General features: G+C 36.7%; 8 protein-coding genes and 1 pseudogene. 3 read left to right on the forward strand and 6 right to left on the reverse strand.

All coding sequences use genetic code 11. The features are described 5' to 3' along the window. Positions 1 to 441: 441 nt before the first annotated feature. Positions 442 to 4,917 carry a family 78 glycoside hydrolase catalytic domain gene (locus H8Z77_RS07105; protein WP_186996597.1) on the reverse strand — a complete coding sequence of 1,492 codons (4,476 nt, stop codon included), beginning with the start codon at positions 4,915 to 4,917 and terminating at the stop codon, positions 442 to 444. Between the two features lie 528 nt (positions 4,918 to 5,445). On the opposite strand from H8Z77_RS07105, the gene H8Z77_RS07110 reads away from it, so the two are divergent. Next, positions 5,446 to 10,020, forward strand: a complete 4,575-nt coding sequence (locus H8Z77_RS07110) for a discoidin domain-containing protein (protein ID WP_186996598.1) — start codon at positions 5,446 to 5,448, stop codon at positions 10,018 to 10,020. Positions 10,021 to 10,536: 516 nt separating this feature from the next. Here H8Z77_RS07110 and H8Z77_RS07115 read toward each other — a convergent pair. From H8Z77_RS07115 to H8Z77_RS07125, 3 genes are all read right to left on the reverse strand, one after another. Beyond that, positions 10,537 to 11,040, reverse strand: coding sequence for an O-acetyl-ADP-ribose deacetylase (locus tag H8Z77_RS07115; protein ID WP_186996599.1), 504 nt, complete (start codon positions 11,038 to 11,040; stop codon positions 10,537 to 10,539). A 102-nt stretch (positions 11,041 to 11,142) separates the two neighbouring features. After that, on the reverse strand, positions 11,143 to 12,033 hold the full coding sequence (locus H8Z77_RS07120; RefSeq protein ID WP_186996600.1) for a hypothetical protein: 891 nt from the start codon (positions 12,031 to 12,033) through the stop codon (positions 11,143 to 11,145). A gap of 14 nt (positions 12,034 to 12,047) precedes the next feature. Next, complete coding sequence (locus H8Z77_RS07125) at positions 12,048 to 13,412, reverse strand: citrate synthase (RefSeq protein WP_069987989.1); 1,365 nt, start codon at positions 13,410 to 13,412, stop codon at positions 12,048 to 12,050. Between the two features lie 206 nt (positions 13,413 to 13,618). On the opposite strand from H8Z77_RS07125, the gene spoIID reads away from it, so the two are divergent. After that, a complete protein-coding gene (gene spoIID / locus H8Z77_RS07130; RefSeq protein ID WP_186996601.1) occupies positions 13,619 to 14,632 on the forward strand; it encodes a stage II sporulation protein D in 1,014 nt (337 codons plus the stop codon). A 345-nt stretch (positions 14,633 to 14,977) separates the two neighbouring features. Here spoIID and H8Z77_RS07135 read toward each other — a convergent pair whose 3' ends face one another. Both H8Z77_RS07135 and H8Z77_RS07140 read right to left on the reverse strand, forming a co-directional pair. Next, positions 14,978 to 15,265 (reverse strand): hypothetical protein, encoded by a 288-nt coding sequence (locus tag H8Z77_RS07135; protein WP_069987261.1) that lies wholly within the window; start codon positions 15,263 to 15,265, stop codon positions 14,978 to 14,980. Then, on the reverse strand, positions 15,252 to 16,040 hold the full coding sequence (locus tag H8Z77_RS07140) for a ParA family protein (protein WP_069987262.1): 789 nt from the start codon (positions 16,038 to 16,040) through the stop codon (positions 15,252 to 15,254). Before H8Z77_RS07140 ends, H8Z77_RS07135 begins: the two co-directional genes overlap by 14 nt. 310 nt (positions 16,041 to 16,350) lie before the next feature. Here H8Z77_RS07140 and H8Z77_RS07145 point away from each other — a divergent pair. Further along, positions 16,351 to 16,716 (forward strand): annotated as a pseudogene (locus tag H8Z77_RS07145) (DUF4180 domain-containing protein). The last annotated feature ends 204 nt before the right edge of the window (positions 16,717 to 16,920 follow it).

Here is a 16,920-nt window from a genome sequence, read left to right on the forward strand (position 1 = left end):
GCATGGGAGATTATCAAATTGTGAAAGTTTATTTGCAACAACAATATCTTTTCGTTATACAAACCGAAACTAATTATGATAGTTTCTATTCATAAAATGTTCTATTTGCATTGCCTGTTTTGTATTCTCTCAAACAGTGGAATATAGAACTATAATATTATTATTGATTCAAAATCAAAACAAAAAAATGGATTTAAAATATAATCTTAGAAACGGAAAATATTCTGCTTATATGTACCAAAAATACTTCAATAAGTAATTTAATGTATCATATTATACACCCTTTATTATTGATATTTTTTTAAGTAGTTTCGATTATAAATAATTCATCTAAATACCAACATACTATCATAAACCAGAAAGCCATCAAGTTCTAATATTAGAACTTGATGGCTTTTTCTTATTCATTCCAATAGCTTATTTCGCTATTACAACTAAATTTTATTTTTTCCGTTTCTTTGCTCCAATGGCTGTTGCACCCGCTGCTGCCAATACTATTAACCCTGCAATTGGAGCAACATCTCCTGTTTTTGCTGCATTTGCTTTTGGTGTGGTAGATTCCTGTCCAGTTTGAGTAGTTGTATCATTAGTGGATGGTGTTGTTTCTTCTGGAATACTTCCATCTACTGCTACTAACTGATCCATTGCAGTTTGTACATTTGTTACTGCTGTATCTACTTCTTTCTGAGTCGCATTTTCATCTGCCATTACGTCATTTGCATCTTTTACTGCCGCTTGCAGTGCTGCATAGCTTTCCTCTGTGTATGCACTTGCATCTTTACTATTCGCTTCTGCAATTACTTTTTCCAGGATGGATTTATCCGCTTTGTATCTCAGGTTCAGCATCGCGTTCAACAGGTTACTTTCTGCTGTTTCGATTTCTTCCGCCATTGCATTGTCTTTATTCGCAAGTAATTCCTGTGCTGCTTTCAATGCTTCTTTAAATTCTGCTTGGCCTGCTTCTACATAGTCATTCATGTCATAGCCTTCTGCCAAGGATACCAGAGCTTCTAAGGAAGTAATATCTCCTTTGACAAAGCCTAGTTTATGGATTTCTGTCATTAATGCTTTCCATGCTGCATCTACTGTTTCCTGATTTGCTGCTGGATCTGTTGCTACTTCTTTCGCTGCATCCAATGCTGCATTAAAGGTTTCCTGTACATCTTTGATGACATTGTTAAAGTCATCAGATGCTTTCTGTTCTTCTGCGTAGGTAATCACTTTGTTCAAGATATCTTTATCTGATTCTTCTACTACGCTACCTTGTTCACTCGCTACAAAGTGGTAACTTCCACTGCCTACTGTGTATACATAGTCACCGTTTTCTTCCTGGCCTACATAGGTTATTCCATTTCCATCTTTCTGGAAAATATCATTGCCAGATTCGGTAATAGTTTTCGCGTCTTTCATTGGGATTTTAATCGTTGCGGTACTGTTTGCTGGAACAGTTACATCCCATACTAGATCGCCGTCTACTATATCCCAATTGGATTCTGCTAAACCTTTTAAAGTGTCTATCGAGGTATCTACATATTCCAGTTCACTTTCCACACCTGGGCGGTAGGTAATCTCATCATAGCCAGCGCCTGTTGCTGTAATGCCTCCCAGTCCTTTGAACATCCAGGTTGCTGGACCGCCTCCCATCATGGCATGGTTCTGAGAATCCCAAACAGCATTCCCAGGAGTCAAGTTGGAATTAAAGGTTTCGCCTGCTTTATCCCAATATTCCCACAAGGTTGTCGCACCGTTATCAATCATATAGCCAAAGGAACATTTTTCTGGGGTTATAGTCATATCCAACAATGTTTTATGCTGGTTGGCTTCTCCCAATGCACTATAAATGGATTTTGTCCCCAGCACACCCGTTTTAATAGTAGTATTGGCGTTGGTAACAGCATTCACCAATGTTTGTACTACCGCTTCTTTATTTTCAGGTGGTACAATTTCAAAATCCAATGCCACTGCATTTGCGGTTTGGGTTTCGGTACTAAAATAAGTCTCTTTATTATAGGTATTTTGCAATGCTTGATACATATTTTCTAGATAAGCATCCAGCTCTGTATGGTCTTTATCAATTGCTTCTGACATTTCAGATAACAAAATTCCACAATAGTAGAAATATGGTGCGGTTAAAAATCCACGGTCAATTTTTCCTTCCTGGTTATCATATCCCAGCCAGTCACCATAAACATTATCAGTTACAATATAATCTCCATCTTTATCCAAAGATTTATAGTAATCAAAAACTTTTACTAAAGAATCATAAGATTTTTCGATATAATAGGTGTCTCCCGTATTCATATAAAGCTGATAAGGGAATACAAAATATGCGGATGACCAAGGAATATCAAACTGTGCCCCTGTATTAGTTGTTGTTGGAACTCCCACAATAATTTCAGGCCTGCCGTCCTCATGGGTATTCAACATCATGGTTTCCATAAACGCTTCCGCAGAAGTATAGTCATTTAATAGTATTGCGGAAGATTCTTTTACAACGGATGCATCCCCAGTCCAACCATTCTTTTCACGCTGTGGACAATCGGTATAATTACCAATCAAATTAGAACGTTGGGATTGTAGGTACATATCAAATACCTGATTTAATCTATCATTGGAAGAGTCGAAGAAACCAGTCTGATCCAAATCATCGCTGACAAAGCAAGCAGTAAAATCGTCTGGATTGATTTCGGAACCGTCTGAGGTGGAAACTTCTACATAACGGAACCCAGTGTAGAAAAATCTTGGTTCAAAACGATCCTGATTTCCTGATAAGGTATAGGTGGATTTTGGATAATGGAAGGTAGTATTTGCAAATATCATACCGTTTTCATCCAATAGTTCAGAATATTTTAACAGGTATTGCTTACCCTTTTCCCCTTTGGTATCCAGACGGACATAACCTTGCATATTCTTTCCAAAGTCTAAAATATATTTTTTGGTTGAATTGGTAAAACCATTCCATTTTTCAGGATCTGTTGTATCAAAATTATCTTCAAAAATCACATTTCCATCCTGAATAACACGAAGGTAGTCAATCTGGCTGCTTTCATCTATTGTTGCCCGGAATCCCAATGGACCTTCGGTAGAACCACTAACCAAATCCGTTTCATGTACTTTTTGGTCGTTGATATAGGTTGTAATATGGTTGCCTTTTACCTCAATTTTCATTGGGACAAAATCGTTCAAATCAACACCAGGGCAATCATTAATTACATCTATATTGGATGCCCAATCTCCAGGTTGGTGGACACGCAAAGATCCATTACCGCTAGTTGCCAACTGCCACATTGCTGGATATGGAGTACCAGAACCAAATAAAAAGCCAAATACATTCTCGGTTTTTGCCGCTAATTCGATGGTATAATCGCCACTAAAAGATTGTTTCGTGGTAAAAGTACCACAGTTTGTTGGCAATACCAATTTTCCATCAATAGCGTATGGAGAGTTCGCATCTGTGTAATTCACTTCTCGCATGGAGACTGGCTTGATTTCGTCAATTACCTTGGTTCCGGAAATCGCTGGGGCCAGTTCAGCCTGGGATGGGAAATTCCATTTTTCACGGTCTACGGTATCAAAATTATCTTCCCAAATCACCTTACCATTTTGGGTAACAGCAATTCGGTCATAGTCAACAATCTCATCCGGCATAGAACGGATCGCTAAAGGTCCAGCAGTTTGTCCATCCGCCACAGTTGCCTGATGAACCTGTTTTCCATCAATAAATGCTGTGATAGTATTTCCCTGGATATCCAGCCGCATCGTAGCTTTCTGCCCTAAATGTAAACCTTCTACAGGAACCACTTCTACCTGACTCCAGTCCCCTGGATAATGGACACGCAAACTGCCTTCTGCCAGCTGCCACATACAAGGGTTTGGTGTACCAGACCCAAATACAAATCCACATACATTGGACTGTACCGTCGCTGTTAATTCAATGGAATAATCCCCACTAAAAGACTGATAAGTTGTAAATGTCCCCGAATTGGCTGGAACACGTAATTCCCCATTGGAAGCGGCTAAGCCTGCTGTAGTTGCATTGGTCCATGTTTCATCTTCCACAAATTCAGGGGTATCCCAATTGGTTATTAAGTTTGCGTCAATATCTTCTCCTGCACTGATCGTTTCCCGTGTAATCTCAGATGTCGCACAAGCTTTCCAACTGGTATCGGTAGAAATGATTTGAGAACTTCCATCTTTATAATAGATTTTAATCATTCCAGCTGCCTGGTTGCCAGGAGAATATGCGGCGCTTACCATGATACCAACTGTATTCTTCCCTTCCCGAAGCATGGAAGTGATATCATATGTATTATAATAAGTAAGGACATCCCCTACCGGTTTTTTTGGTCCCCAGACCAAATCCCCTACTTTAGAACCATTCATCCTGATTTCCATAACAGAAGAACTGCTTAAATAAGAACGTGCCCGATCTACATTCTCCAAAGGTTGATCCAGCTCAAATGTTTTTCTTAATAACCGTGGAGAAGAAATCCATTCGCCCTGTATGGTTTCTGGTGCGGTTTCAAAGGTTTTTATCTCACTAAACCCAGATTCATTGCCATATTGATCTTTGATATTAACCTGATAGTTGTAAATAGTTTCTGGTTTTAATCCTTCTGGACGAATCCCTACCTGTTGGTCAGATTCCACCCAGCCACTGTCCCATGCGGTATTCCCTGACTGGTCTTTTACAACAACATAGTAAGCTGTTTGTTCCATACCACGTTGTTCCGCGTCAATTTCCCATCCAAGGCGTACATCGTCTACATCCAACCCCATATCATAACGGGATGTTGTCTGATACGCTTTTACATCCAGGCCATCATCCTCCAATGCAAACGCTGGAAGCGCAGTACCAATAACAGATGCCGCCATGGTTGCGGATAACGCAACGCTGAGAAGCCGTTTCATCTTCATATTCTTTTCCTCCTGTCTAAAAATTATCCATAATAAATAATAATATTAGGCAAATAGACCCAATAATAATTTTAATTATATCCTGATTTGATTGTGATATCAATAGAACAAATCAACAAATTTTCAATATTAACTTAGATATCTTTACTACTACGTTCTATAATTTTTATTTTTTATAAGCATCCGTGTTTTAAAAAATCTTTACACAAATCCCCTACAATATTTTTGTAGAAAATCATAGTTTTCAATTTATTTAAAATTTGATACAATAATTATCATATTAATAAAAAAATTATAGTTTTTATATCCAATTATATTCTATTTATTTTCTACTTACGGTTCTTCTAACCATCTTTAACGGGTAAGGCAAACTATTCATTTTTTACTACATAAAGATAGAGCAGGTACAACTACGTTACTTTTGCGTGAAAATCACGCAATGTAATAAAATCATAAAAAAGGAGGATAGAAGTTATTATTTTATAGTTAGAGGAAAACAAAGAGAACAAAAAGAAATGGAGGTTTTTTATGTTTAAAAAAATAACCGCAGGAATCTTAGCGGCATTCATAACTCTTTCTATGTTTGTAAACTTCTCTGTATTTGCAGAAGAAGAATATGAGCCACGAAATGCCGCATTGTCAATTTGTGGGGCAATAGCTGATGCCTCCTCTACTCATCCAGCTGACAGCAACCCATTAAGCTTTCAACCGTGTAATACCAATGATGGTATCCGAAATTTAGGTTTATTTTGGAATGATAATACAGCCAATGACTATCCAGACTGGCTTCAAATTACCTTTGGGCGAAGGGAAATTATCAACCGTTTGGATGTGTTTACCGTTTCGGACGATATCGGAGCATCTATGCCTGATTTAGATACTGTATTCCATAATTATGGTGTTACCGATTTTGAATTACAGTATCTAGACAACGGAGAATGGAAAACTATTCCTGGAACACAAGTTACTGGAAATAATAAAGTATGGAAACAATTCTATTTTGAACCTATTACTACAACTGCCATTCGTTTATGGGTAACAGGAGCAATTGATGGCAGCACAAGAATTAGTGAATTAGAAGCATGGACTTATAAAGAAAGCCCAGATGGAGAACCTGAACCACCAAAACAAGATGAAACATTCCAAGATGCCCAATGGATTTGGCAATCTGAAGCAGGACCCAATAACACTTGGATGTGCTTTAAAAAAGATTTTTCTTTAGAAGAAATACCAGAAACAGCAATCGCGAACATAGCAGTAGATTCCAAATATTACATGTGGATCAATGGAGAACTAGCTGTTTTTGAAGGTGGGTTAAACCGCGGCCCTGCCCCTGGAAAAGGGTACTATGACTCTGTTGATATTGCGCCTTACTTAAAAACAGGAGAAAATGATATTTCTATTTTAATGTGGTTCTGGGGAAATCAAGGTAGAAATAATGTGAATAGTGGTGCTGGTGGTATGATATTCTCTGCTGATTTAGGAGAAACCAGATTAAAAAGTGATGCTAGCTGGAAAATGAAGGTGCATCCAGCTTATGGAGATACCACTGGCTCTCAACCATCTTATTTATATGGTGGATATAACATTGGTTTTAATGCACAAAATGATTTTGAAACCGATTGGACCCAACCTGGATTTGATACTTCCTCTTGGGAAAATGCCATTGAAAAAGGGGTTGTTGGCACAAAACCATGGGGAGAATTAGAAAAACGTCCTATTCCACAATGGAAATATTCAGAACTAAAAGATTATACCAATGAAATTGTTCGTGACGGCGATCAAGTAATCATGAATTTGCCTTATGCAGCACAAATTACTCCGTATTTTAAAGTAAAAGCCCCTTCTGGAGAAATCATTAGTATTCAAACAGACCGCTATCAAACACCTGGTGGCCCTGGTGATGGCAACAAATACAATTGTCATCGAACCGAATATACTACCAAAGAAGGCGTACAAGAATTTGAATCTTTAGACTGGATCTTTGGCGAACAAGTCATTTATACCATTCCAGAAGATGTAGAAATTATTGAATTAAAATATCGTGAGTCTGGCTGTGATACTGAATTAGTACCAACTATTCAAACAGATGATGAATTCTATAATTCCTTAGCGGAAAAGGCACAACGTACTTTATATGTATGTATGCGTGATAACTTTATGGATTGTCCAGACCGTGAACGCGGCCAGTGGATTGGGGACGTAAGTTCCCAGGCTCCTCAAGTATTCTATGCATTAGACCAAAATGGAGCAGTACATCTAAAAAAAGCAATCGACAACTTTATTCGCAACCGTAGCGGAGATGTACTCATCGGAAATGTTCCAGGTGCAAATTCAAGTGAACTTCCTTCCCAATCTTTAAATGCAATTAGTACGGAAGGTATGATCATGCAATATTACCAATTTACTGGTGACATTTCTGTGATTGAACTTTCTTATGAACCAGTAAAGAATTATTTAAAATTGTGGGAAACCAATCCGGATGGTTCTTTAATCAACCGTGCAGGCAACAGGGAATGGTATGACCATGGTTCTGGAATCGATGGTGCTGTAATTGGTCCATGTTGGTATTATATGGCCTGTGAATCGGCAATTGAAATGGCAAAATTAACTGAAAACGAACAGGATATCCCTTGGTTTGAAGAGAGAATGGAAGGCATCCGTTCTACTTTCCAAGAAAAGTTCTGGAAAGGCGATGGTTACCACAGTGATATGCCTAACGATGACCGCGCCAACGCTATGGCTGTTTTGTCCGGCTTAGCTGATCCAGAGTACTATCCAATCATTTTAAACGTACTGCAAACAGTACAAAACTCTACCCCTTATATGGAAGGTTATGTATTAGAATCCATGTTTGTAATGGGGTATGCTGACGAAGCAATGGAACGGATGAAAGACCGTTATTCAGAACTAGTTGCTAACGAAAACACCACCTTATGGGAAGATTTCCATACATTAGGTACTCGAAACCATGCATGGTCTGGTGGACCTCTCACGATGTTAAATAAATATGTAGCGGGTATTTATCCTACTACTCCTGGGTATGAAACTTATCGTGTTCAGCCAAATTTAACAAGCTTAAATAGTGTGAAGGTAACTGTTCCATCTATAAAAGGGAACATAGACTTAAATATAAATCGAGATAATAATCAAATTACTATGGATTTAACTTCTCCTGAAAATACTGTAGCGCAAGTTGCGGTTCCACGATTTAATATGGAAAATACTTTGGTTACTATTAATGGAGAAATTGCTTTTGAAGATGGTGCTGGAAAACTGGATTCCTACCAAGGTAATGATGAGAACTATATTTACTTTGACTTAGAACCAGGTAATTATCAAATTTGTTCATCTATTAAAACTGAACAAAAAGAAAACTATCAAGTGAATATTCAAACAAATGAGGGCGGAACATTACTTCTAAATGGGGAGCCAATCCCATCCAATTATCAAAATAGTTTCCCAGCTGGAACTGAGCTTACTTTTAGTGCAGAACCAGAAGAAGGAAAACAGTTTGAAGGATTTACTGGAAGTTTTGCTACTACAAATCTACCATTAACCATTCAGTTACAGTCTGATTTAAATTTACAAGCATCTTTTTGCGATAAAATTATTGATTGGGATGAAATAAAATCCGAACTAAAATTAGAATTAAATGCATGTAAAAAATTAGAAGAATCAAAATATACACCAGAAAGCTGGAGTCCTTTTAAAGCGGTAATAGAGCAAGCAGAAATCATTATGGATACTGTTCCTGTAACAGAAGAACAAATCAATCAAGCTTTAGAATCTTTACGAAATGCCAAAGAACAATTACAATCCGCCAAGGGAGTTAACTTAGCATTATATAGCAATGTAACAGTTTCCAGTGTTGTACCTGGAATGTCCCAGTTTAGTGCTGACAAATTAACAGATGGTATTGTATCAGGAGCACCTAGCACTTCAAACTGCTGGTCCAGTAATGTATCAAAAGACCACAAAGAATGGGCACAAATCGATTTAGGAAGCGCCCTCACATTTGACCAATTTGTGATTTATCCACGTATTGATGAACGTGGTACAGGTTGGGGATTTCCAAAAGACTTCACAATCAAAGTTTCCAAAGATGGTGAAACATGGACCACGGTAGTAGATGAAACTGATTACCCATTTGTTGGAGATACCCCACAAACATTCAATTTTGATTCTGTGGATGCAAGATATATCCGTTTGGATACTACTAAATTGAATGCTATTGTAGGAGAAGCAGCAGATACTTATCGGGTTCAGCTGGCAGAGTTTGAAGTTTACCGTCAAAAAGACATTGCTGTAGATTCGGATAAATCCATCTTAAATAAAGTAATCGCATACGCAGAAGAACAGAAAGCTTCTGATGAATTCAACAATGTCATTGTAGATGTACAGGAATCCTTTAATGCAGCATTGGAAGCAGCAAAAGAAATTTTTGCTGATCCAACCGCAACCCAAGAAAAAGTAGACCAGGCATGGATGACTTTATTAAAAGAAATCCATAAACTAGGCTTTGTCAAAGGGGATATCAGTTCCTTAGAATCCTTGGTAGCATATGCTGAAAAACTGGATCTAAATGACTATGTAGAAGCAGGCCAAGCAGAATTCCAGGAAGTATTGAAAGCAGCGCAAGATCTGCTGGCAGATAAAGAAAATGCAATGCAAACAGAAATTGAAACAGCAGAAACGAATCTGCTAAATGCAATGTTGAACCTAAGATATAAAGCGGATAAATCCATCCTGGAAAAAGTAATTGCGGAAGCAAATGATGTTGATTCTAGTGCATACACAGCAGAGAGCTATACAGCACTACAAGCAGCAGTAGCAGAAGCAAACGAAGTAATGGAAAATGAAAACGCCACTCAGGAAGAAGTAAACGCAGCAGTAGAAAGTGTACAAGAAGCGATGAAAGGTTTGGTATCTGTAGATAAAGAAACTACAGATACAGACAAAGCAGAAGGTACACAAACTGGGCAAGAAAATACTACAACAAAAGCAAATGCAGCGAAGACTGGCGATGTTACTCCAATCACAGGAGTAATGGTACTAGCATTAGCTGGTACAGCCGTTTTATTCTCTCGAAAAAAGAAATAAACACTGTAACAATAAAAATATGATAGATGGTAGATATTTTTATCTACCATCTTTTTTATATGCAAAATAAAATCCAGAACAAGTTAACACAACATATTCCATGGAATATCATTAGCAACTAATATAATGTCATTTATATGAATATTATAGCAAATTCAATGTAATTTATCAGTGTGTATCAATAGCTTGGCAGATGTAACTGAATGACTGCCATCACATTAAAGATAGTGGAATCATTTTCTTTCCTATCTAATAAAATCATTGAGTCACTAAGCATTACCAGAGAAATACACTTTTAATTTGATAATATAGACTTTTCCTTCTAACCTGTTCTTTTTATATCATTTTTTGCTCTAACACATACTTTTTTTATGAAACGTAAAATTTCTTCTTAAATGCTTTTGCTATACCAACATTTTCAAATCATAATAACACAAATTTTTACAATCCCTTATTGTATTATTTTATGAGAAAAACTATTTATATCATGTATCCCTACTATTTTAATCATTTCATCTATACCATCATCGCATCCTCATATGCCTGTTTTGTAACAGAGTCAAAACATACCATAATAACATCTTGTACATAATGGGAAGTTTTTAAAAACTCTGTAATAGTGTTTACGGCAATTGGCGCTGCCAACCCCAATGGATATCGATACACTCCTGTGCTAATAGAAGGGAATGCCACCGTCTTACATTGATATTGTTCCGCTAACTGCAAAGAATTATAATAACTGTTTTTTAATAAATCAGCTTCATTTTGATTTCCCCCATGCCAAATGGGCCCTGGCGTATGAATTACATAATGAGCTAGCAAACGATACCCTTTTGTAATTTTCGCCTCTCCTGTTCGGCATCCATGTAAAGCACGGCATTCCTCCAATAATTCTGGACCAGCAGCACGATGAATTGCCCCATCTACGCCACCTCCACCTAACAGGCTGGTATTGGCTGCGTTTACAATAGCGTCAGCTTTTACGTTTGTAATATCCCCTAACATACAGGTTAAACCCATTTTAATTCCTCCTAACCATTCTAAAAATAATAGTTTATGACAATACTGCCCTTTTTATGAAAAAGTAAAAAATAGAGTGGGGAAACTTTCTCCCCACTCTGGTTATTCAGCGTTTGATAGCTGTTCTTCTGTTGTGTTTTGTTCTACAGGCTGTTGTTCAATTTCTGCTATATTTCTCCTGCTAACAATAAAAATAATTGTCACAATGGCGATGTAAATCATTAACACTAAATCCAAGAAAGAGGATTCAATTACATGACCAATCAGATATCCATGACCAGTAAAATGGGCAATCAGCAATGGAATTGTTGTAATACTGCTTAAAATAAACGTCAACATCCCTGAAAAAATCATCCATCTTCCAGTTCTATTGTCATTACAGCCACAATAGTATTTCGCGCTACATAAGAAAAACATTAAAATTGCCATCATCCGTAACAGGTTATATAGGTTTTCTGATACGGTAATTACCATAGTATGTTTTAAGAACATTGCTACCAATGTAACTGCTGCCCAAATACAAGGTACTAAATGGATTAAGTCAGTAGTACGGTTTGGCCGTGCTGGGGTAAGTGCCAAATAGAACATGCTAAAACCACTAGCAATTTTTAAAATCAACTGTAAAATCGCCAAAAAGCTATGGGATTCTAGTCCAGTTATCTGATTGAGTATATCCGTTACACCATAACAGATAAACGCCATACCCATAACCAGGGCCGCAAGGCCAATTAATAAATTTTTTCCTTTACTGATGGAATAGTAGTATTTGTTTCTATCCACCATGGTTACAACCAGACAGACAATAAGTGCAATTACTAACACAACGTTTAACGCAATCATCCAACTTTGTGGTCCTTGATAAAAGCCGGTATTAAAATCAATAAAATGCAGCAATTGTACTGTTCTTAAAATTCCAGCTATAACACCAAATACTAAGGCTATCATAATAAAAAACAAAGCAGGAAACGCAGTTTTTGATTTCTGTTTTTTCATTTAGATTCAACCCTCTACCGTTGTTCCAGCGGAACATATTCTTTTCTTTTTGTAATTGCTTTATAAGCTGGACGGATAATTTTTCCACCAGTTAACAGCTCTTCCATACGATGAGCAGCCCATCCGGTAATACGGGCAGTTGCAAATAATGGTGTAAATAATTCATCCGGAATACCCAACATCCGATATACCAAACCAGAGTATAAATCAACATTTGCAGACATTACTTTATCCACTTGTTTTACTTTAGCAAATACGCCAGGGGTTAGCTTTTCAACACGTTCCAATAAATTAAATTGTGCCTCAAATTCAGTCCCTTTTGCCAATTTCATCGCATTGGCTTTTAAAATAACTGCCCTTGGGTCAGATTTGGTATAAACAGCATGACCCATACCATAAATCAAGCCTGAGCCATCCCCTTCTTCCTTGCGGATAATCTTTTCTAGAAATGCCGCTATTTCTTCATCATCATTCCAATCTTTTACGCCATTTTCAATACAATGAACCATCTCGGACACTTTCGCATTTGCACCACCATGACGAGGGCCTTTCAAGGAACCAATCGCGCCCGCATAAGCGGAATAAGCATCTGTACCAGAAGAGGTTAAAGTGCGGCAAGTAAATGTAGAGTTATTACCACCGCCATGCTCTGCATGGAGGATTAACATAATATCCAGCAGATGTGCTTCTTCCGGAGTATAGCTTCGATCCAAACGCAATGTAGAAAGGATACTTTCTGCAATACTTTCTTCTTTGCGTAAAGGATGTAAAATCAAACTCTGATTATCGAAATTCTTCCGTTTTGCCTGATAAGCACTAATCATAATAGTAGGCATTTTTGCAATAATTTCAATGGCTTTTCTCAATTCCTGTTCAATCGTGGTAGAATCAGCATAATCATCATATGTATATAGGGCTAAAATAGAGCTAGCCATTTTATTCATAATATTTTTAGAAGGTATTTTTAAAATAACATCCTCTACAAATCCATCTGGAAGCTCACGGTACATTGCCAATACCTGCTTAAAATAATCCAGTTCCTGTTTATCTGGCAAAACACCAAATAACAGCAAATAAATGGTTTCTTCATATCCAAAGCGGTTATTGTTAACACAATCGTTTACAATATCTTTGATATTATTGCCACGGTAAATTAATTCCCCTTCAATTGGTTCCCGTTCGCCTTCATTTACTACGTAACCATGTACATTACAAATTTGGGTTAATCCCGCTAAAACACCTGTTCCATCTGCATTACGCAGTCCGCGCTTTACATCAAAGTGCTTATACAATTTACTATCTATATGATTATATTTTGTAAATTCCTCGCATAGGATATTGATAGCTTGTTGTTTTGTGCTATACCCAGCTTTATTCATGTTGCTCACAGACAAATACCTCCTTGTTCTTCTTTATCTATCATACAATATTCATTGCATCTAACCATACATTGCAAGATTAAGTATGAAATCCTGCATAATAACATTTTATCCTACAACAGCTTTAATGTCAAGTTGCACAAATATTTGTTCATAATTATGCGACATTAAATTTACAAAAATAAATGACGGAAAAGAGGAAAAATATGCGCAAAATTGTTAAAATTTTAGGGTTAACCGCATTAATATTAGGAATCCCTACCCTAGCTATTCTGATTCCAAAACAGGATGATTCCTCTGCTGTTACTTCAGAGACCCAATCAGCGACACAGCAAGTAAAAAACACGATTCCTACTTTCCAATTACTGAACCATAAAACAGGAAAAGTCTCCGAAATCTCCCAATCCGATTATGTAAAAGGGGTAGTCGCGGCTGAAATGCCAATCTCTTTTGAACCAGAAGCATTAAAAGCACAGGCAGTAGCCGCACATACTTACGCATTGCGACGATACTACCAACAACGAAAAACGCCAAGCCCGGATTTAAAAGGCGCCCAGCTCTCCACAGATCCTTCTATCTGCCAAGCATTTGTCTCTCAGGAAGAACTGAAACAGCGCTGGGGAGATGCTTATGAAACAAATTGGAATAAAATCTCTCAAGCTGTAGATGAGGTAATCGAACAAATTATTACATATGATAACCAGCCCATTGTTGCTGCTTACCATTCCTTATCAGGAGGGACTACTGAAGCAGCCAAATCGGTTTGGGGACAGGATGTACCTTACTTACAGCCAGTAGATAGCAGCACTGACGCACAACAGCCTAACTACGAAAATACTGTTATGATAGAAGAAAAGAAAGTAAAACAAACCTTAAAAGAACATTTAAAAGCAGAGATGCCAGAAGATCCAAACCACTGGTTTTCCATTCTATCCAAAACATCATCAGGTTCAGTAGACAAAGTAAAAGTGGGGAATGTAGAAACAACAGGACTGGAAATACGGAGTATATTTGGTTTAAAATCTTCTAATTTTGAAATTTCGTATCAAGATGGAGTATTCCATTTCACCACAAAAGGGCATGGACATGGAGTTGGTATGAGCCAATATGGAGCAAATGAGCTGGCGAAACAAGGAAAGACGTGGCAGGATATTATTAACCATTATTATTCCAATGTCTCTTTAATTAATATCAATGACCTACCATTGGAAAACACATGATTTTTCATGAATATTTTATGAGAAGACCAATAATAAAATAGCTGGAATGAACGTTGTAACCGTAGATCTTTCAATTCGATTCCATTTCCATCCAATTTAAATTAGTAATGTGGATATGATAGTAGTTTATATCATAAAGATACAATAATTAACATACTAGATATAATTGTAAAATTAACTATTTGCACAATATTTGTTTTACAATCACCATTCTAATTTTCTATTATCATTTTGCTTTACTCCAAACAAAGAAAAACTTTTTATTCTTACTAGTAATACTGATAAAGATGATTTCTTAAATTAGACAAGAAAAAGCAGGGAAAACTAATTTCCCTGCTTTGTTCTTTATAACAGATAAACTGGCAAATCACTTTTAATTGCAGAGGTGGATTTTTCTGCTGGTTTTGTTTCAGTTTTTTTCTGTGTTGTTTTCTTTTCTGTTTTTGTTTTTGAAGCAGATGTTCTTTTTTTGCGAGTAGTAGTTGTCTTTTTTGGCGTCGCTTTGCTTTCTGTCGCTTTTGGAGCTGCCGCTTCTACCGTTTCCGGAGCAGGATTGCCTACTACCGCAGTTGTTGCTTCTGCTGCTTTGTTTGCATTTGTTGCACGCATAATGCTTTCTTTACCTACTGCCAATGAAATCAACCTCCTGTGCTAGCGCCATATATTCTTTGGCGCTTCTGCTGCTTTTTTTATATGCAATCACTGGCCTGCTGTTATCCTGTGCCCATTCAATCGAGCTATCCACCCGGATATACGATTGGAAGGTATAAACATCTTCCAATTCACGCAATGTTGCCAGTGTTTGTTTAAAGTAATTTTTCCGCTCGTCCACTTTGGTGATAGCAATTCCCATTAAAGATAAATCAGGGGATATTTTCTTGACATCATTTAAAAACTCAAACATATTCGCTAAACCAAACAATCCCCAAGGGCTGGCTTCCACCGGAATAATCAATTGATCCGACGCACACATAATATTCATTACCCATCCGCCTAAAGTAGGTGGAGCGTCAATAAAAATATAATCGTAAGTATTGGATTCCCGAATGGTTTTTAAGCAATTTTTTAAAATCAATTCCCTTTGCCATTTGGTAAACAACTCATACTCAATCGAGCTCATCAGGGTAGAAGATGGAATCAAATCCAAATTTTCATATTCTGTATGAACAATATACCCTTGCAAATCATCCTGTTTTTTGATAGCATAATATAAATTTTTTTCACTTTTCGCCATCTCTAACACCTGATCTTCTGGAAAAAATGCCAAGGATAAATTCAGCTGCATATCACCATCAATCATCAACACTTTTTTCCCCTCTAACGATAGCGCATACGCAATGTTAGAACAAGTGGTGGACTTTCCACTGCCCCCCTTGTTATTTGCAAAACAGATTACCTTTGTCGTCATGGATGACTCTCCTTATGATTATTGTCCTTATATAAAACTATCTTTTTTATTTTTATTATAGCACAAGCTCTTGTTCTCCACAAGTATTTTACCAGTAATTTAGCACTACCTGTATTGGGTGATGTAAACTTATTGAAACATCTGAATTTTATATTGTCTACTATCTTTTTATCCTAAAAATATTGAGAATAGTGACCCTTTGATAAGAAAGCATATAAAACAATAAAGATAATTTGACAAAATACAATTTTAAGTGTTAGAATTACTCCTTAACTGGAATTTGTAATATAAATTAATTCAGCAGGATACAATGAAAACCGAACATTTAAAAAAGAATGAAATTGATATCGCAGTTATTTCCAGTGATGAAAAAATAATTGTTGATGCCCAATCTGCTTTAGATCTGGTAATGACAATCCAATATGAAACAGGAGAAACTAAAATTGTGATAGATAAAAGGGTAATTTGTAATGATTTATTTATTCTCAGTACCGGAATTTCAGGAAAAATTTTGCAAAAATAAACAAATTATCAGGTAAAGGTTGCGATTTATGGGGACTATTCCCATTATACCAGCAAACCTCTCCATGATTTTATTTATGAATCAAACCATGGTAAGGATTTCTTTTTTGTAGGGACAAAGGAAGAAGCCATTCAAAAACTAAGTAGCACATAATAAATGGTGCAAATTCCAGTTTTGTAAAGGAAATCAAAACCTCTATTTTTCTGGCAGCCTGATTTCCTTCCAGGATATGTGTCAAATTCACTTTATAATTTTTGTTTCTCTAATTGATTTCAAAGAATAATCTAATAGAACAATTTTTAGTTTGACTCCCTTAAATTTTTATTTTATACTAAAAAATACAATCATAATAAGAAG

This window comes from Clostridium facile, assembly GCF_014297275.1.
GTDB lineage: Bacteria > Bacillota > Clostridia > Oscillospirales > Ruminococcaceae > Massilioclostridium > Massilioclostridium facile.

What these genes read in the sequence shown, in the direction of transcription:
- H8Z77_RS07140 (WP_069987262.1), bottom strand. Translation starts at nt 16,040, where the DNA reads ATGACGACAAAGGTAATCTGTTTTGCAAATAACAAGGGGGGCAGTGGA.
- H8Z77_RS07115 (WP_186996599.1), bottom strand. Translation starts at nt 11,040, where the DNA reads ATGGGTTTAACCTGTATGTTAGGGGATATTACAAACGTAAAAGCTGAC.
- H8Z77_RS07125 (WP_069987989.1), bottom strand. Translation starts at nt 13,412, where the DNA reads ATGAATAAAGCTGGGTATAGCACAAAACAACAAGCTATCAATATCCTA.
- H8Z77_RS07105 (WP_186996597.1), bottom strand. Translation starts at nt 4,917, where the DNA reads ATGAAGATGAAACGGCTTCTCAGCGTTGCGTTATCCGCAACCATGGCG.
- H8Z77_RS07110 (WP_186996598.1), top strand. Translation starts at nt 5,446, where the DNA reads ATGTTTAAAAAAATAACCGCAGGAATCTTAGCGGCATTCATAACTCTT.
- H8Z77_RS07120 (WP_186996600.1), bottom strand. Translation starts at nt 12,033, where the DNA reads ATGAAAAAACAGAAATCAAAAACTGCGTTTCCTGCTTTGTTTTTTATT.
- spoIID (WP_186996601.1), top strand. Translation starts at nt 13,619, where the DNA reads ATGCGCAAAATTGTTAAAATTTTAGGGTTAACCGCATTAATATTAGGA.